The organism is Myxococcales bacterium (assembly GCA_016706225.1).
In the GTDB taxonomy this organism is placed as follows: Bacteria; Myxococcota_A; Polyangia; order Polyangiales; family Polyangiaceae; genus JADJKB01.
The window spans coordinates 19,820-36,929 of record JADJKB010000013.1; the positions used below are offsets into that span (position 1 = coordinate 19,820).

Annotated in this window: 15 protein-coding genes; 3 read left to right on the forward strand and 12 right to left on the reverse strand. The window is 68.7% G+C overall.

Annotation, left to right across the window (positions count from 1 at the left end; all coding sequences use genetic code 11):
- Positions 1-88: 88 nt before the first annotated feature.
- Positions 89-1,441: a hypothetical protein gene (locus tag IPI67_21165; GenBank protein MBK7582693.1), complete on the reverse strand. Its 1,353-nt coding sequence runs from the start codon at positions 1,439-1,441 to the stop codon at positions 89-91.
- A 122-nt stretch (positions 1,442-1,563) separates the two neighbouring features.
- Between IPI67_21165 and IPI67_21170 the strand changes: the two genes are divergently transcribed.
- A complete protein-coding gene (locus tag IPI67_21170) occupies positions 1,564-1,920 on the forward strand; it encodes a c-type cytochrome (protein MBK7582694.1) in 357 nt (118 codons plus the stop codon).
- 4 nt (positions 1,921-1,924) lie between these two features.
- On the forward strand, positions 1,925-2,890 hold the full coding sequence (locus IPI67_21175) for a c-type cytochrome (GenBank protein MBK7582695.1): 966 nt from the start codon (positions 1,925-1,927) through the stop codon (positions 2,888-2,890).
- Here the strand turns inward: IPI67_21175 and IPI67_21180 are convergent.
- From IPI67_21180 to IPI67_21230, 11 genes are all read right to left on the reverse strand, one after another.
- Entirely contained in the window at positions 2,883-3,563 is a 681-nt protein-coding gene (locus IPI67_21180; GenBank protein ID MBK7582696.1) for a hypothetical protein, read from the reverse strand. The two genes, IPI67_21175 and IPI67_21180, sit on opposite strands and share 8 nt — an antisense overlap.
- A gap of 54 nt (positions 3,564-3,617) precedes the next feature.
- Positions 3,618-6,707: a protein kinase gene (locus tag IPI67_21185; GenBank protein MBK7582697.1), complete on the reverse strand. Its 3,090-nt coding sequence runs from the start codon at positions 6,705-6,707 to the stop codon at positions 3,618-3,620.
- A 75-nt stretch (positions 6,708-6,782) separates the two neighbouring features.
- Positions 6,783-7,949, reverse strand: coding sequence for an ABC transporter permease (locus IPI67_21190; protein MBK7582698.1), 1,167 nt, complete (start codon positions 7,947-7,949; stop codon positions 6,783-6,785).
- Positions 7,946-9,112: an ABC transporter permease gene (locus IPI67_21195; protein ID MBK7582699.1), complete on the reverse strand. Its 1,167-nt coding sequence runs from the start codon at positions 9,110-9,112 to the stop codon at positions 7,946-7,948. The genes IPI67_21190 and IPI67_21195 overlap by 4 nt, the downstream gene beginning before the upstream one ends.
- A 19-nt stretch (positions 9,113-9,131) precedes the next feature.
- Positions 9,132-9,812: an ABC transporter ATP-binding protein gene (locus IPI67_21200; GenBank protein MBK7582700.1), complete on the reverse strand. Its 681-nt coding sequence runs from the start codon at positions 9,810-9,812 to the stop codon at positions 9,132-9,134.
- On the reverse strand, positions 9,809-11,050 hold the full coding sequence (locus IPI67_21205) for an efflux RND transporter periplasmic adaptor subunit (protein ID MBK7582701.1): 1,242 nt from the start codon (positions 11,048-11,050) through the stop codon (positions 9,809-9,811). Before IPI67_21205 ends, IPI67_21200 begins: the two co-directional genes overlap by 4 nt.
- A 104-nt stretch (positions 11,051-11,154) precedes the next feature.
- Entirely contained in the window at positions 11,155-11,484 is a 330-nt protein-coding gene (locus IPI67_21210; protein ID MBK7582702.1) for a hypothetical protein, read from the reverse strand.
- Positions 11,485-11,525: 41 nt separating this feature from the next.
- The gene (locus tag IPI67_21215; GenBank protein MBK7582703.1) at positions 11,526-12,419 is read right to left on the reverse strand and encodes a hypothetical protein; all 894 of its coding nucleotides are present in this window, start codon (positions 12,417-12,419) and stop codon (positions 11,526-11,528) included.
- An 8-nt stretch (positions 12,420-12,427) separates the two neighbouring features.
- On the reverse strand, positions 12,428-13,084 hold the full coding sequence (locus IPI67_21220; GenBank protein MBK7582704.1) for a hypothetical protein: 657 nt from the start codon (positions 13,082-13,084) through the stop codon (positions 12,428-12,430).
- Positions 13,085-13,173: 89 nt separating this feature from the next.
- Entirely contained in the window at positions 13,174-13,866 is a 693-nt protein-coding gene (locus IPI67_21225) for a hypothetical protein (protein ID MBK7582705.1), read from the reverse strand.
- A 170-nt stretch (positions 13,867-14,036) separates the two neighbouring features.
- Complete coding sequence (locus IPI67_21230; GenBank protein MBK7582706.1) at positions 14,037-15,863, reverse strand: sel1 repeat family protein; 1,827 nt, start codon at positions 15,861-15,863, stop codon at positions 14,037-14,039.
- 83 nt (positions 15,864-15,946) lie between these two features.
- On the opposite strand from IPI67_21230, the gene IPI67_21235 reads away from it, so the two are divergent.
- On the forward strand, positions 15,947-16,909 hold the full coding sequence (locus IPI67_21235; protein ID MBK7582707.1) for a hypothetical protein: 963 nt from the start codon (positions 15,947-15,949) through the stop codon (positions 16,907-16,909).
- Positions 16,910-17,110 lie beyond the last annotated feature (201 nt).

The window sequence follows — 17,110 nt, forward strand, 5'->3', positions numbered from 1 at the left end:
GGCCAGGGCCGAACAAGTAACCCTCGTCCCCCACCACGAACAGCCTGCGTCGATCGGTGGCCCGGTCCCCGCGGAGCTTGCAAAAAAATTAGGGCGCGGCCTGACCCGACTGAAAGATGTGGAAGACGTTGGGCGCGGTGTCGAAGCTGGCCTCCGAAACGGCGTAACCCATCGCTGCTGCGCCCTCGGCCACGCTGCAGGCGCCCGTGAAGCGCCCGTCGGGTGCGTCGAGCACGCGCTCCACTTTGGGTGCGCCGCTCGTGTCCCGCTGCACGCCTTTGCCCCCGGCCGCGACCGGCATCACGAAACAACCGCGGTAGCCGGTGCCCGCGGGGGGGACCGGGCCCGCGGGGGTTGCGATCAGCCAGGTCTTGCCCTGCGCCACGAACAGCTCGGGTGCGTTGACCTGGGGCAGGCTGCCGCCAAGGCAATGAGCGTCGGAGGCCTCGAGTAGACGGGACGCGTAGAGGAAGGTCTTGGCGTGATCGAACGAACGCAGGAGCTCGATGCGGATCGAGGACGGAGAGCCGAGCTTCACACAGCCGACAGCGAGCTCCAGGACCCCGCCTTGCCGCCACATCACGTCCGGCTCCGTCAAGACCACGCAATCGGCCAGCGCCGGGAAGCTCGTCGCAAGCGTCTTGGCGCCTTTGCTCGAGAACTCGGACTCGCTGTTCCACCCGACGACCTTGCCTTCGTCGGTCCAGGTGAGGTGAGGCTCGGCGGCGGTGAACAAGGAGATGTAGCCGAGGTCGTACTGCAGCTTGTCCTGACCCATGACCAGGTACGAGTGGGCAAAGAGCTTCCAGCGTCGGGTCGTGTCGGGATCATCGGCGTCGAAGACCAGAGACGAGACTTCGTGGATCAGCTGACCGCTGCAGGTCCCGCTCGGACAGCGCGGGGAGCCGACGGGCACCGGCACGGTCGCGGGCTTCGACTGGTTCGCCGCGGCGACGAAGGTCCACGTGGCACCCTGGTCAGTCGAGACGGCGATGCGAGTCGAGATGTCGTTCTGGGCGATCACACCGGAGTAACTCATGGCTCCCGCGGGTGCGCCCAGCGGGTACTCGATGCTGGGATCGAAGATGCCAGCGGCCGCTCCGGGGTCGTTCTTGATCGAGACCTCCTTCGCGGTCTTGGGATCGACGTAGGTCGGCGCCGGCAGGGTGGCCTTGCAAGTCGAACCGCCGCTGCCGCTCGCGCCACCCCCTCCGCTCATGCCGCCGGCGTTGGTCCCGCCGCCGCCCGCGCCGCCGGCGTTGCTGCCACCCGCGCTGGTGCCGCCGCTGCCTCCGCTCGTGCTGCCGCCGGTTCCGCCGCCGCTGCCGCTGCCCGCCTTGCCGCCGTTCGATACCGAGTCCGTGCTGCCGTCGCTTCCGCACGCGGAGGCGAGGCCGAGGCTGAGCACGACGGACACGAGTCGGGTGATGGAGTTCGTCACTTCGACCAGGCTACACCCGCTCCGAGTGGCCGACAAAGCCGGCCCGGGCGTCGTCCGCGGCTGACCCGGGCCGTCGCTTCCGCTTGAATCGCGCGCGGGATCCGAGGCATCCTGCGTGGTCGATGAGGTGGGTGAAGGCCGCTTGGCTGGCGTGCGCAGCGCTCGCATCAATCAGCATCCTGCCGAGCTGCAGCAAGGCTTCGGCGGCCGACGGCGCGCCAGAAGGACCGGCGCTGTTTGCTCAGACCTGCGCGCGCTGTCACGGCCTCTCGGGCAAGGGTGGGCCAGCGCTGGGGCCGGGGCAGCCGGGACCCCGGAACTTCACGGATCCGGTATTTCAGGCGGCGCGCACCGACGAGCAGATCGAGGCGGTGATCCGCGGCGGCAAGGGTGGCGTGATGCCGGCGTTCGGCGCCGTCTACTCGGACGCGCAGATCACCTCGCTCGTCGCCCATGTACGCACGTTCAACGGGAAGTGAAACGATGAAGATTGTGAAGCGGGTCTTGCTGGCGCTGGCAGCGCTGGTCGTTCTGGGTGTGAGCGCGCTCTTGGTGCGGTTCTACGGCATGCTGCCGAAGGCGCGCGCGGCCGAGAACCTGACCGCGCCGAACACTCCCGAGGCCATCGAACGCGGACGTTATCTGGTGCACCACGTGACCGGGTGTGTCGGTTGCCACTCGAAGGTGGACGAGACCCGGCCCGGCGAGCCCCTGGTCGAGGGACACGCGGGCGAAGGCCGCGATTTCGGCGACGTCCCCGGCTTCCCGGGTCACATCCGTGCCGGCAACCTCACACCCGACAAAGCGACGGGCATCGGCGGCTGGACCGACGGCGAAATTGCGCGGGCGATGCGCGAGGGGATCGCCAAGGACGGTCGAGCGCTGTTTCCGATGATGCCGTACCAGTCGTTCGCCAAGACGCTGTCGGACGCCGACACCTTGGCCATCATCGCGTACCTGCGCACGTTGCCGGTGATCAAGAACGACCCCGGGCGCATGGAGGTCAACTTCCCGGTCTCGATGTTCATTCGGGCGGCGCCGGCGCCGCTGAGCCAGCCCAGCGCCGGCGCGCCGCCGGATGGAGTCGACCGCGGCAATTGGTTGCTCACCGCGGCGAGCTGCCACGATTGTCACGACAGCGTGAACCAGCGGCGAGAGCCGCTCCCGGGCATGTCCCTCGCCGGCGGAACCCCGTTCAACGTGCCGGGCAAGGGCCAGGTGCTCTCGGCCAACATCACGAGTGACCCCGCCACCGGGATCGGGAGTTACACCGACGACGACCTGATGCGGGTCTTCAATGAGGGTGTCGGCAAAGATGGCCGGGCGCTCTACGGCATGCCCTGGCCTTATTACAAGGGCATGACCGATGGCGACAAACGAGCGCTCATCGCTGCCCTGCGCACCGTCAAGGCGGTGACCCACGCCGTCGCGCCGCCGCCGTTCAAGTGAGGGGCGGTTCGAGGGCGCCGCACAGTTCGAGCGTCCGGGCGTGCTCTGGCACGCGGTAGAGGAAGCTCTGCCTCAGCTCCGGATCCGAGACCTTGCTCGCGCGGTCGAGCAGGCGGTCTCGCGCGGCCAAGAACAAGGAGCGGGCGCGCTCGGCGTCGCCGGCGGCGGTGAACACCTCTGCGGCGGTCAAGCGCGCCAACCCCTCTCCGTCCTCCACGCTGCCGAGCGTCTGCAACAGCTCCGTGGACTCGTTGGCGTAGCGAACCGCCGCATCGAGCTGACCGCGACCGAGCTCGGCCCGAGCGGCCAACGCGAGCGCCAGCACGCGGTTCGGTCCGTCGGACAGCTCTGCGGCGTGGAGCGCGGACTCGAGCGCCGTGTCGAAGTCCGATGCCAGGTTCAACAGGGCCGCCAGGTACGTGTGCGAGACACACTCGATCCAGCGATCACGCTGGCTGACGGCGTCATCGATGGCCGCCCGCTCGATGCCAATGCCCTCGGCCAGATCCCCGGCGAGCGCGACCGCGTAGCCGAGGTTGTGTTTGGCGATGGCGCGGGTGAGCGCGAGGTTCATGCGCTCGGCGCGGGCCAGCGCGTCGCGCAAGATGGACTCCGCCCGGTCGTACTGGCCCAGCGCGATGTGAGCAAACCCGACGCTGGTCTGAAAGGTCACGCTTTGACGTTCATCCTCTGCGCGGTCGAACTCGCGCACCGCAGCCTCGGTCTCCTACAGGTAGGTCGAGGCGTCTCCGGCGACGAGCGCGGCGTAGCCGCGGGCGCGGGCGATCCAGCCGCGTCCCGCGTGGTCACTCGCCGAGAGATGACTCTCACTCGCCAGCAAGGCGGCGAAGATCCGCTTGGCCAGCTCGTTCTCGCCGGCGCGCAGCGCGGGCACGGACAGCTGCGCGAGCACGAGGGCCCGCGCGGCCGCGGTGAGGGGAGAGTTGTCGGCCGCGATCGTCTCGAACAACTCCTTGAGCGCGGCGTGGCGACCGGAGCGCGAGGCGATCTTCGCCTGTTCGCCCAGCGCCACGTACCAGCGGGGGGACAGCGGCTCGAACAGCTCGGCGGCGCGTCGGGCGGCGGCTTCCCGCGCCTCCGCGGCGCCGCGCCACTGGTGCGCCTGGCTCATCAGCAGGTAGACCTCACCCGCGAGCTCTCCTGTCGCGCCCGCCGCGAGTGAGCGCTCACAGTGTTCGACGGCGCGCTCGAAGTCGTTGCCGCCGATGGCGTGCTCCGCTGCGCGCCGATAGAGCGGCGCGGCCTTGGCGGGTTCTCCGCCGCGCTGCCAGTGCTCGGCCAGGAGCAGAGGTTCGCGCTCCCCGACCGAGAGTAACCAGTCGGCTGCCAGGCGGTGCCCGAGCCGCTGATCTTCGGCGGTGAGCATCGAATAGGCGGTCTCGCGCACGAAGGTGTGGCGAAAGACGTACTCTTCGTGGCCTCCGAAGCGTGAGTCCCGGCGTCGGGTGACCAGCTCGCGCTCGGCGAGGCGAGCCAGCTCCGCGGTCACCGAATCGGGCTGCCGGCCGAGCAACTGCGCCACTCCGGCTGGCCAGAACAGCTGACCGAAGACACTTGCCGCGCGCAAGACCTGTCGCTGCTCCGGATCGAGCTGAGCGACGCGGGCCTCGGCGACCGCCAAGATGCTGCCGGGCAGGGCGTCGTCCTCCGCCCCCTCCGCGACGGCGCGGATCAACTCTTCGAGGAAGAATGCGTTTCCGCTCGCGCGCTCGACCACGGTCTGCACTCGAGCCTTGTCGATGCCGCTGCCCAGCATGCTCTCCACCAGTTGCTCCGCGGCCCGCCGGCCCAGCTCCGACAGCGGCAGAGAGATCGCGCGCCGCTCGGCCCACAAGTTCGGGAAGCGCTCCCTGATCTCGGGGCGCGCCAGCGCCAGCACGAACAGCGGCCGATCGGCGTGCTGGCGCAGCGCCGCGTCCACGAAGCGCACGCTGCCCCAGTCTCCCCAGTGCAGATCTTCCAGCACGAGGATCACGGGGTGCTCCGCCAGCTCGCCTTCCAGGAAGTCCTCCCAGCCCGCGCGCATCTGATCGCCCATTCGCAGAGGGTCGTTGGGGCGGGCGGCTTCGTTTTCACCCACCACGACATCGACCAACGCCTCGGCGATGCGCTCCGCCTGCCCCGAGTCGCGAGCCCGCGCAGCCCGGGAGTGCAACAACCGGAACACGTCACGCCGGTGCGCGCCCAGCGAGACTCCGAGGCCACCGCGCAGCGCACTGCCGAGTACCCCGAAGGGTGAGCCCTCGGCCATGGGATCGGCGCGGCCGAGCCAGATCGCCGGCAGCGAGCTCCCGGCCTCGCGCGCCACCGCCGGCGCCTGGCGCAGCAGCTCGTAGCGGATGCGGCTCTTGCCGATGCCGGCGTCGCCGCTGACGATAGCGACCCGCGCCACGCTGTCCGCGAGGGTCTCGCTGAGCAGTGACTGCAGCACCGCGAGCTCACGCTCGCGCCCGACACACGGGGTTGCGCGACCGAGGAGGCGGCGGAGCGGCGTGGGGTCGGGGCGCTCTCCCAAGACCTGCGCGCGCCCGCTCGAATCGTCGCGCAGCTCGAGATGAAAGCGCGCTTCGAGCAGGCCTCGACTCACTTGATCGACGAAGATCCCGCTGGCACCAGCATCGCTCAGGGCCTGGGCCCGCGCGACCACGCTCTTTTCGGGGTCCTTGAGATCGCTCGTGGGCCCAGCCCCCGTGGCGAGCGCGAGGGTGAGCCCCGGGGCAGTGCTGCGGATCTGAAGCGCAGTGCGCGCTGCGTGTGCCACGACGTCGCTGGCCGTGCCCTGGGTAGCAAACACCAGCGCCAGGTGTTCGCCACGCCGTTCGAGCACGCTGCCGCTGCGTGCGGCGATCGGCGCCAGGTCGAGGGCGGCCCTTGTGCCGTCCTCGACGCCGCTGATCAGCAGCACGCAGGTAAAACGTTGCTCGGCGAGGGTGAGCACCGCGCCATCGCGTGCCGTGCGACTTCTCGGTGGTTCGACGTCCTCCCCGACGAACAGGCTCGAGAGCGCACTCGCCGCGGCGTCGCCGTTGGGCGGGCGGGCCCGGGGCTCCTTGGACAAAAAGAGCGCGGTCAACTCGTCCAGCTCCGGCGGGACGCCGTCGCGCACATCGCTGACGCGTGGCACTGGTGACATCAAGAGCTCCGAGAGCACGAGCTCGATGGGGCCGTCGGCGAGCAGGGGTCGACCTGTCAGGCAGCGAAACAGGATCGCGCCAATGCCCCACACGTCCGCGGTCGGGCCGACGTCATGGGCTCCCCGGGCCTGCTCCGGCGCCATGTAGCGCGGGCTGCCGACGATCACCCCGGTGACGGTGAGATCTCCGGACGTCAGCCCCTGACGTGCGATGCCGAAGTCGAGCACGCGCACGTCGTCCAGCGAACCCTTGACCAGGAAGATGTTCGACGGTTTCAGATCACGATGCACCACCACACGCCGGTGTGCGGCTCCCATCGCGGAGGCAATGCGGGTCGCGACTCGCACGGACTCGGCCGCGCTCAGCTCGGCGCGGTCGAGTCGCTGCGCCAGGCTCTCCCCCTCGAGCCACTCCATCACGAGGTAGGGCCCTTCATCAGAGGTCCCATGCGCGACGTACTTCACGATCCCCGGGTGGTCGAGCTCGGCGAGCAGCTGCGACTCGCGCAGAAAGCGCTCCCCCTCGGCGCCGGCGCGGAGCAGCTTCACCGCGACCGTCTCGCCCGTCTCGCGATCGAGCGCGCGCCACACGATCCCCATCGCGCCGGTGCCGGCGAGGCCCTGGACCTCGAAGCGTCCACCGATGTAGTCCCCGCGCTTCACGGCGCGATCAACATAGCGCCTCTTGCCCTCGGGCCGAGGGCTCTCCGGGGGGCGCCCGGAGAAATCCGCACCCGCTCACTCCCGCATGGCGTCGATGGGGGAGACGGCGGCGGCGCGCAGGGCAGGCAGGAACCCGCCCACGACCCCCATGACACCGCCAAAAACCACACTCAGCCCGATGATCTGCGGCGTGGGGGTGAACTGGAACACGATCTCACTCCAGGTCGCGAAGTTCATCATGGAGAATCGCACGAACCCCATCAGGACGGCGGCGAGCGCACCGACCCCTCCACCGAGCAGGGACAACAGCAGCGACTCGAGCAGGAAGGACAGCACGATGTTGAAGCGCGAGAAGCCGATGGCGCGCAGCACTCCGACCTCTCGGCGGCGGTTGGCGACCGCCGCGTACATCGTGATCATGGCACCAATCATGGCGCCGATGCTGAAGAAGACCGCGATCAGGACGCCCATCACGGTGATGAACAGCGTCGTGCCCTCGCTCTGCTTCTCGTAGAACTCCCGCTCCGGGATGGCGTCGAGGCCGAGGCGTTTGTCGCTCTCGATCGCCGCCTCGAAGGCCTCGAAGCGGCTGGGTGAGTCGAGTCGGACTCGCACACTCGAGACCACGCCGCGGCGGCCGAAGGCCTCGCGCAACATCTCCAGATCGGCCCAGACCTCGCTCTCCGAAGAGGTACCGCCGGCCTCGAAGATCCCCACGACCTTGACCGGTCGATTCTTGCGCAGCTCGAACGAGTCGCCGAGCCGGAGGTTCTTGAACCGGGTGCTGATTGAGCGCCCCACCATGACCTCGTCCGTCCCGGGTTTGATCGGTCGTCCTTCGACGATGTGGACCTCGGGTCGGAAGTCGAGAGCATCGCTGGGCACCCCCCGCATTTGCACGTTGGTGCGTCCCTTGCCGTCGGAGGTCGCCATCAGTGCAACGACCAGCACCTCGCCGACCGCCATCGGCGTGCCGTCACTCTTCATCTTCACGCCCGCTGCGCTGCGCACGATGCCGACCGTGGGGTCGTCGATGGTGCTGCCCAGCTCGGCGTTGTTGCCCTTGCGCAGCACGACCGCGGTGTCCGCCCGGCCGGAGCTGGTCATGGTGCGTTTCAGCCCTTCCGACAGCATCAACGACGCGGCGAGCACAAACACGACCAGCGCGATGCCGCCCGCCGAGGCGATGGTCGTCGCCTTTCGGACGGCCAGGTTGCGCACGTTGTACGAGATGGGGATCAACCGAGCCTCCGGAGCGCATCGACCGGGTCGAGCTTGGAGGCGCGCCAGGCCGGCACGATCGCCGCCACGAGCCCCAAGAGGACCGCGATCACGACGGCCAAGGCGGCCACCGTCGCCGGAATGCGGAAGTAGGGGAACCAGGAGCCCATGTTCTCCTCCAGCCAGCGGCCCATGCCCTGCTGCACGATGGGATAGGACAACGCCAGGCCCGCGACACCGCCCAGGAACCCGACGGCCAGGCTCTCACCGATCACGAAACCCAGGATGTGTTTGGGGCGGAACCCGAGCGCCAACAGCACGCCGTACTCCCGGGTACGCTCCCGCACCCCCATGGCGATGGTGTTGCCCAGGATCAGCATCATGATCGCCAAGATCACGATGCTCACGACGTCGAGTGCGGTCAGGATGGCGGACGCAGCGCCGATGAACTGAGCGTTCAGCGCCCGCTCGCTCATGGTCTGGGTCTGGACCTCTCGCTCGTCGAACACCTTGTCGATGGCCGCGCTGATGGTGCCGCCGCTCGCGGCGTCCCCGATCCGGGTCGTGATCCAGCCGATGTGGTCCTTGCGACCGGCGGGCATGGACTCGTTCATGTACTCCCAGTGGAAGAGAAACTGGGCCTGGTCCACCGAGCGGCGCGCGGCGGTGTAGATGCCCGACACGCGGAACTTCCAGTCGCCGGGATAGATCGTGCCCGTGAGGGTGACCTCGTCTCCAACCTTCCAGCCGAACTGTTTGCTCAGCGAGGCGCCGATGATCGCGCCTTGGCGATCGGCCTTCCAGGCGGTCAGCTGGGCCGGTGGCACGACCATGTCGTCGTACACGTCGAAGAACGTGTCGCTGTCCACCGCCATGTTCGCGAAGAACTCCCGCTCGCGCGTCGGATGTTTGGCGCCGAACCAGTTCAGGAAGGTCGCGCTCTTCACCCCCGGGACCTGGCGCACGTCCTCGAAATAACGCTTGGGCAGCGGCATCACGAAGGTGACCTTGTGCCAGGTCGCCAGTCGATCTTGTGCGGCGTACTCGGCGGCGGAGTTCCAGGCGTCGAGCACGGTGCGCAAGAGCACGAACGACAAGATCGCGACGGCGACCCCGAGCACCGTGAGCACTGTCCGCAGGCGATTGCGGCGGATGTTGCGGAGCGCCAACGTCCCGAGCCTCATGCGCGTAGCACCTCGGGGCTCATACCAGCTGCCCCTTGTCGAGCTTGCGGATGATGGTCGCGCGTTCCGCGGCGGCCGGATCGTGGGTGACCATCAGGATGGTCTTCTCGAATTCTTTGTTGAGCTTCTCGAGCAGGCCCAAGATCTCGTCCGCGCTCTGCCGGTCGAGCTCGCCGGTGGGTTCGTCGGCGACCAAGATCGTCGGGTCGTGGACGATGGCGCGGGCGATTCCGACCCGCTGTTCTTGCCCGCCGGAGAGCTGCTGCGGCCGGTGGTCCATGCGGTCTTCGAGCCCAACCACCCGCAGCGCCGTGGCCGCGCGCTTCCTCCGCTCGGCGCCCGGCAGCTTGGTCAAGAGCAGCGGGAGCTCGACGTTCTCCAGCGCGGTCAGCACCGGGATCAGGTTGAAGTGCTGGAAGATGAAGCCGATGTGCTGAGCTCGCCAGCGCGAGAGCTGCGAATCCCCGAGGGTTCCGATGTCCTGCCCGGCCACCTTCAGCGTGCCGCGCGTCGGCCGATCGAGGCCCGCGATCAGGTTCAGGAGGGTGGTCTTGCCCGAACCGCTCGGCCCCATCAGCGCCTCGAAGGAGGCCTTGGGAATGTCCAGATCGAGGTCACTCAAGACCTCGAGCTTCTCTTTGCCTCGGGTGAAGGTCTTGTTCACTCCGCGGAGCTCGATGATCGCTTGTTCTTCGCTCACGTCCCGCTCTTCTCTTTCACGTCGCGCCCATCCGACAGGTTCGGCGGCGGATCTTTGACCACTCGGGTGCCGCTCGGCGGCCCCTCGACCAGCTCGAACCCATTGGCGATCGGCGCGCCGAGCGTCACAGTACGCATGCGGACCCGACCGTCGTCGATCACGAACACGACCTTCGCGCCGTTCCGATCGGAGACGGCGCTGCTCGGCACGACGAGCTTGGGTGGCTCCGCCATGCTCTTTTCATCCAGCTTTTCGCCGAGAAAATTCACGCGCGCGGCCATGTCGGGCAACAGGCCATCGGTCGGGTCGACGAACTTCACCTTCACGGTGACCGTCGCCTTGGCGCGATCGACCCGCGGGCCGATCTGGACGACCGCGCCTCGGAGACGCCGGCTCGGGAACGCATCGAGCAAGATCTCGGTGTGCCCCCCGACTGCGAGGTTGTGCACTCGGCCCTCGGGCACGTCGGTCTCGACCATGATCGAAGCGAGGTCGACCAGCTTGACGATGGCCCCCACGAACGGTCCGACCATCGCGCCAACCCCCACGGGTTTACCGACGACCGTTCCGTTGATGGGCGCCGTCACGGTCATGTAGTCGAGGTTCACTTGGAGGTTTCGCACCTCGGCGCGTGAGGCTTTGGTCTGGGCCTCCGCGGCCTCGATGACCTTCTTCTGCGCGGCCACCTGCGCCTCGAGGTCGTCTGCCACGGCTGCGCTGCTCACACCCTCCCGGGCCAGGGCGCGCTCGCGCTTGGCTTTGAGCTCCAGGGCCGAGAGATCGGCGCGCGAGACCTGCGCCCGCGCCTCGGAGCTCGTGACCTGAGAGCGCGCGGCCGTGATCGCCGCCTTGCGATCGGCGTTCTCCAGCGTCGCGATGATCTGGCCACGCTCGACCCGATCTCCCTCCTTGACCGTGATGCTCTTGATGCGGCCTGCCACGATGGGCCCGACGTCGCTCGACACCTGAGCCACGACGTAACCGCTCGACGTCAGCTGCACAGCGGCCTGTGCCGGGGTGATGGTGAGGATCTCAGTGACGGCCACCTCGGGTTTGAACAGGGTCGCCTCGAGCTTGGGCAACGCGACCAGGTAACCCCCGGCTCCGACGCCACCGACGACGACCAACCACGCCAGGCGTTTGATCCAGGGCCCGGCGCTCGATACGCCTCCGCCTCCGCCGCCGGTGCTCCGGTCGAGCTTCAGCGAGGCAAGATCATCGCTCAGCCGGTCGCCCATGGGAGCCCGTGACTTAGTGCGCGCGCCGGAGGTGGTCAACGGCCCCAGCGGCCGCGCATCGGCCGGGCGCGACCCCGGCGCCGGCAATTCGTCGGCCCTCTGGCTCACGGCGTGCTCTTGACCAGCAGATCGATCAGCCAAGGGCGCCGTTCGGCGGTCGTCAGCTCGGCGATCGCCAGCGCGATGTGCGCACGGCTCGCGTCCGCTGGGATCCCCAGCATGGCCCAGGTGCCGCTGGGTTCGGTCGCGAGATCACGACCTCGCTCGACCGAAAAGCTGCGCGCGCGTGGGTACACCGCCACCGTCATCTTGGGCCGGAGCAGGCGGAGGGCGCGCATCGCAAACTGAATGCGGTCGAACTGCTCCTCGCTCGTGACGTCGAGAGAGTGCGCCTCTTCGATGACCCAGTGGTGGTCGTCTTTGAGCTGGCTCACGCCGCGTCAGTCTGAACAAAGATGAGTCCAGCCGCCAGCGCTCAGTGCGCCCGGTTCGACTCGTCGGTGAACGAGCCCACGCTGAGGCCAAAGACCACGGTCTCCCGTGGTGAGGCTCCGGAGTCCGTCCGACCCGAAAAGAGTCGGGCGTCGAAGCAGGCGCCCAGGAATCGGGCCCCGCCGCACAACGACGCTGCGACGAGGTCGACGCCGCCGCGGGGTTGGTCGTCGCGCCCCTCGACATGGGTCAATTCGAGCTCGAAGCTCACGGCGCCGGCCCGGAGCGCAGTGTGACCGCCCCACTCGAACCCTCCGCCGAGGCGGCGACGCTCGCCATCGGGATGCATACGCCCGGTGAGCACCGGACCTGCACGCAGCGCGAGCTCGAGGTGCAAAGAGCGAGACAGCCACTGATACCCCAGTTGCAGATCCGGCAGCTCGATGAGGGAAGCGTAGAAGACGGGGTACGACAGCACGAACCCCCGGCCGCCGAGCCGCGAGAACGGCCCGTGGTGCGGGCCGACGGCTTGATACAGACCGATGCCGAGATCGACACCGATGCCACCCTGCATGCCGCCGCGCCCCCCGCCGAGGAACGCGAAATGAGAGGCGCGGGCGCTGACGCCGGCTTGGCGGTCGGTGAGGTACGACGCGGACGTCGAGGACAAACTGACGCCGCCCTTGGTGTCGCTGCCGGCGACGGCCGTCTCGCTCCCGCGCAGGCCAAACAGCGCGACCACCTGCTGCTCGAGGCCTCTTCGGGGGCAGCGTGCGCCGGGCCGCAAGCAGTCGAGCTTCGTGTTGGGCGAGTCCGGATCGAGTTGCGGGGATGCGGTCACCTCGGCCGTCGCGACCACCAGCTCATCGGCTCCTGCACTCGATGACAAGAGCGCGATGCACGACGCAGCCCACAGGCCGGGGACCCGGAGTGCCACGTTTCAGCTCAGCGCCCCGCGGCGGCGCGGATCGCCGCCTCGACGTCTTTGTCCTTGCCGGCCAGATCACCAGGCAGCGCGGCGCAGCTGCCGTAGTCGGGGACTTTCACCACGCGCTCCGCCGGCTCACGAAACCCCACCGTGTCTTGGCTGAGCTTCACCAGGCCGGGTGACCACAGCACGATGCGCTGCGGAGAGGCGCCGGGCGCGCTCACCAGGGCCATGATCGAGCAGCCACCGCTGGCCTTGGCGAACAAGATCCCGAGGGAGACGGACTTGCAGCCCTGTTTCGGGCAGACCCGCTCGGGCTCCGGGCGCATGTCGATCTTCACGTTGCCTAGCACCTTGCGCGCAACGTCGGCGAGGCGCGACTGCACCTGGGCCGCCAGCTTCAGCGTCTCCAGATCGGGTTTGCCGGCGTCCTTGGGCAGCACGATGCGCGGCCAGAGCACGATCGCTCCGCCCTCTACGCCGGCAGAGCGGCTGATCTCGGGCGCGTCGTTCGACTGCGGCGCCGGGTCCTGTCCCGCGCTGGCCGGTCCGGGGGTGTAGGTCTGCTGAACGATTGGCGCTGGCGCCGGGCGCGGCGGTCCCGAGGGCGAGGGGTCGTCGGCCGGTTGGTTGGTCGACGAGTTGCAAGCCCCGAGGGAAAACAAGAACAGCAAGGCTGGCGCAAGAGCGGCGTTTGCGGTCACACGCTCAACGGTGAACGAAACGTGCCCGCGCTGTCAACCGAGTCGGCCGCCGTCTCCCGTCACTGGCCGCGGCCGCGCCTTCGACCGCCGCCGCCAACTCCCAGCTTCTTGTCGTCGTCGAGGCCCTTGTATTTTGCCATCTGTCCGGGGTCGAGCACCTGAGCGAGCTTGGTCTCGGCTTTCTCACGCTCCGCCTTGGCTCGCTGCTGCCACTCGCCGCGACTGGCAGGTGGGCCCGCGTCCGACTCGCGCATCGCCCGCAAGCCTTCGTAGTAGTCCTCCACCACCTTCATGACCTTCTGCTTCTGCGCATCGTTCAAGGCAAGCTCGGTGGCAAGCTCGGTGGTCCAGCCTTCGGCCATGCGCCGACGTCGATCGGCGCGGCGGGTGTCCCGCTCCTCCTTTCGCTCCTCGTCGATCTGATCGATGACATCGCGAACGGCGGTCTCGAACACCGGATCGTCGATGGCGCGAGCGCCCGGGGGTGCTCCCGCGTCCGCGTCGTCGCCGCCGCCGGCCTGTGCCACGGCTCGCTCCAGGCGGCGTGTGCGCTCGGTCTTGGTGGCGTTGCGCTCGAGCTCGGCGACGCGTCGGGCGAGGTCGGTGGTGTCCGCCGGCGCCGCGCCCGGGCCGGCCTCCGCGCTGGCGGCCGCGGTCGGCACCTTGATCGTCATGTTTGCGACGGCGCCGCCGGCCACGCCACCCACCAGCGCCGCGATCAGCGCGATCACCCCGGGATGCAGGTTTCCCATGTCGGGAGCATGCCACGCAGGGCGGGCCCGTTAAACCCGAGCGACGCGGGTCGCACCGCTCTTCGGCTGCCGGTCGGCCCGACTACCAATCAGGGCTGCCGCGGGTCGAGCTGTGCGAAGCAACTCGCTCCGGCTCGCCGCCGCCGTCGGCGGTCAGTGTCGGCGACCGCTCACTTGATGGCTTTGCCCACCAGGCAGGCAAAACCGTCGCCGCTGTTGCAGGCGCGCTGCAGCTCCATGGTTGCACCGGCCTTCTGTCCCGTCGCCGCGTTCAGCGTGCCGAGCCGCGTGCAGGCGCGCAGGTCGCTGCGGGTGCAGGCTTGGCGCCACTCCATCATGTCGCGGACATTCGGGATCACGGTTCCCGTCCCGCCGTAGAGCACCTTCATGGCGGCGCAGCCGAAGCTGTTCATGCGCTGGCACGCCATGTTGAAGCTGCGCTTGGCGCTGTCGGCGTTGCCCCCGGGTTTGCCGGCCTCGACGCGACCGAGATCGGCGCAGGCCTCCGCGTTCCCCATGTAACAGCCGCGCCGATAGTGCATCTCAGCGATGATGAGGTTCTTGCCGGTGCCTTGCCCGGCCTCGTGCATCTGAGCGAGAGAAGCGCACGCCGCGCCATCGGCGCCCCGACAGGCCTTGGTGTAAAGGCCGAGGGCAACGGCCAGATCCTGCGTCACGCCATCGCCCGTTGCGTAGAGTCGCGCGGCCCGTCCGCAGCTCTTGTCGTGTCCGCCCTCGCAGGCGTGTTTCAGCGCCTCCGCGGCCTTGCCGAGGTCCTTGGTGACCCCGCGTCCCTCGAGCAGGAGCACCCCGTGGAACCCGCAGCCCTCCGCGCTGCCGTCGGTGCAGGCCTTCTCGAACAGCTCCGCCGCCTTGGCCTCGTCCTTCGTGACGCCGCTGCCATCCGCGAGCATGTGCCCGCGGTTCACGCAGCTCGGCACGTCACCGCCACCGCAGGCCTTCTCGAACAGCTGCGCCGCACGGCTTGCGTCGCGGGCCATGCCGTCGCCGGTCGCGTACATGACCCCCAGAGCGCCGCAGCTTCCCGCGTGATTCTTGTCACACTGGGTCTGGCACTCTTTCGCGTCGCTGGTCTTGCACTGGTACGCGGGGGCGTCCGCTGCCTTGGTGCATTTGCCCTCCGACATCACCAGCCCCAATGGGCAGCCGCCCTCGTGTTTGGCGAGCTCGACTGCTGGAGCCTTGGCGGGCTTCTCGTCCGCGGGTTTGTCCTTCGCGATCGGCGCCAGCAGCAGGCGCACCGGCGCGCCGCACTGATCCGGCGCACTCGCACCGTTCGACGTCGCCGCCTTGCACGAGCTCATGTCACCTTCTTTGTTCTGGACCTGGCGGTTGCTGGCGGAGGCACCGCTGGTCTCGGCGCCGAAGAAGGCCGCGGCCGCCTTGGCTTCACCACTGGTATTGGTCTCCATCACGAACGCACCGACCGTTGCGCCCCGCACGAAGTGGGTCGCGCCGTCGCAGGTGCCCTTGAGGTCGGCCTTCGTCGGCTCTGTCCAGGTGGTCTTCTGTTTGCCCACCATCACCATGGCGACGTCGAGGGAAGAGCCTCGCTTGAGCTCGGCGCTCAGCTTCACGCCGCTGAGCGGGAGGTTGGCCCGCACCTCGTCGGAGTTGTTGAGCCGCACGACCTGCTCCTTGCGGGTCATGCCCATGTAGCCGTAGCTGCCCTCCAGGTGGCAGTCCTTCAACAGCTTGATGCCCTGGCAGCTGTAGCCGACCACTGCCACGCCCTCTTTCATGGCGATCTCGAGGTCACCCCGCTGGTCCGGCTTCCAGTCGACGACCAGCGGCTCGCCGCCACCGCTCACGCCCTCACACTTGCCCTCTTCGAGCGCATCCGTGGCGCTCGATTCCTTCGGGCGTACGGCGTTGCCGACTCCGCCGGCGCCACACGCGGCGATGCCGCCCAAGGCGGACAGAGCAATCAGACTCGAGAGCAAGCGCACGGTGAAGACTTCGCGTCGGTTCGACATGGCGCGCATGATACGGAAAGCCGGGGCCGTGGGAAGCACCACGACTTTGACGGCCCCAGCCCGATTACGTAGGCTGCCCGTGCATGCGCAAACGCGCTTGGATTTCCCTGGCTTTGACCGCCGGCGCCGGGCTGTTGGCCCTGCGCTTCGGTCCCTCGTCCGCCGAGGCGCAGCCCGCCCGCGGCCCGGGGCAGGGCATGCTCCAGGGTCTGGCGAGACCGGCAATCGCACTGACGGGACCGGCGGTCTCGGAGCTCGAAGCCGCGCGCCATCGTGACCAGCTAGCGCACGCTCGCGCAACGCGGCTGGCGGAGCAGCTGCGGAACATGCCGGATCTGACCCAGACGGATCCCGCGCTCGGTGTGTCCGGCGGGGGTGAGGCCTGGTGTGGACCGGTCGCCATGTCGAACGCACTGATGTGGCTGGCCGAGAACGGGCGCGAGACGCTCGTCCCAACGGGGGAGAGCGAACGCGCCCGTCACCTCGAGCTCGTGCGCAAGCTCGGCTCGGGCCGCTACATGGGCACGACGCCGAACGGCGGCACCGGGGTGAAGAACGTGCTTCAGGGACTGCACGCCTTCATGCGCGACAGCGGTTGGGGTTACAAACGCTTGGCGTATCAGGGTTGGCGTGGCCACCCGGTGCGTTTCACCACCGGCGTGAAGAGCGCCGAGCTCGGGTTCATCGAGCAGGCCCTGGCGCAGGGCGGCATTGCGGTGATTCACGCCGGTTGGTACACCCCGGCGAAGTACGGTGGAGACTTCTACCGCCGTCATGGTGGTCACTGGTTGACCGTGGTCGGCAGCAACATCGACGAAAACGCGGAGCCGACGCCGGACACGCTGGTCGTGCACGACCCCGCGCCGTACGCCGGGGCGGAGGGCGCGCGGCACTTCGTGAAGCTCACTCGCCTCGAGAGTGGCTGGCTGATGGCGGAGGACGGGGCGTTCCCGGCCAAGGGGTTCACGCGGCTCGAGGGTGGCATGAAGATCAAGAAAGACGGCGATCTCGCGGTGCTCGACGGCGCAATCGTGCTCGTGCCCTAGTCTCGACCTGAGCAGCCTCGCGACGCTCGGATCGCGATGGGCATGAGCGGCGAAAACCCGCTTGAACTACCGGCGAGGCCGGCGGATGCCTGCTCTGGCCTGGCATGAGTCGCGAAGTTCTGGCCGGTCGCGCGCCGGGGGTAACCTCGAAGAAACCCTCTGCGGTTTTTGCGCGGGTGAATCGGCCGGCGTGGCGTTCGA

Coding starts and splice junctions, on each gene's coding strand:
- IPI67_21170 (MBK7582694.1), top strand. CDS start 1,564: ATGAGGTGGGTGAAGGCCGCTTGGCTGGCGTGCGCAGCGCTCGCATCA.
- IPI67_21230 (MBK7582706.1), bottom strand. CDS start 15,863: ATGTCGAACCGACGCGAAGTCTTCACCGTGCGCTTGCTCTCGAGTCTG.
- IPI67_21195 (MBK7582699.1), bottom strand. CDS start 9,112: ATGAGGCTCGGGACGTTGGCGCTCCGCAACATCCGCCGCAATCGCCTG.
- IPI67_21235 (MBK7582707.1), top strand. CDS start 15,947: ATGCGCAAACGCGCTTGGATTTCCCTGGCTTTGACCGCCGGCGCCGGG.
- IPI67_21175 (MBK7582695.1), top strand. CDS start 1,925: ATGAAGATTGTGAAGCGGGTCTTGCTGGCGCTGGCAGCGCTGGTCGTT.
- IPI67_21205 (MBK7582701.1), bottom strand. CDS start 11,050: ATGGGCGACCGGCTGAGCGATGATCTTGCCTCGCTGAAGCTCGACCGG.
- IPI67_21225 (MBK7582705.1), bottom strand. CDS start 13,866: ATGGGAAACCTGCATCCCGGGGTGATCGCGCTGATCGCGGCGCTGGTG.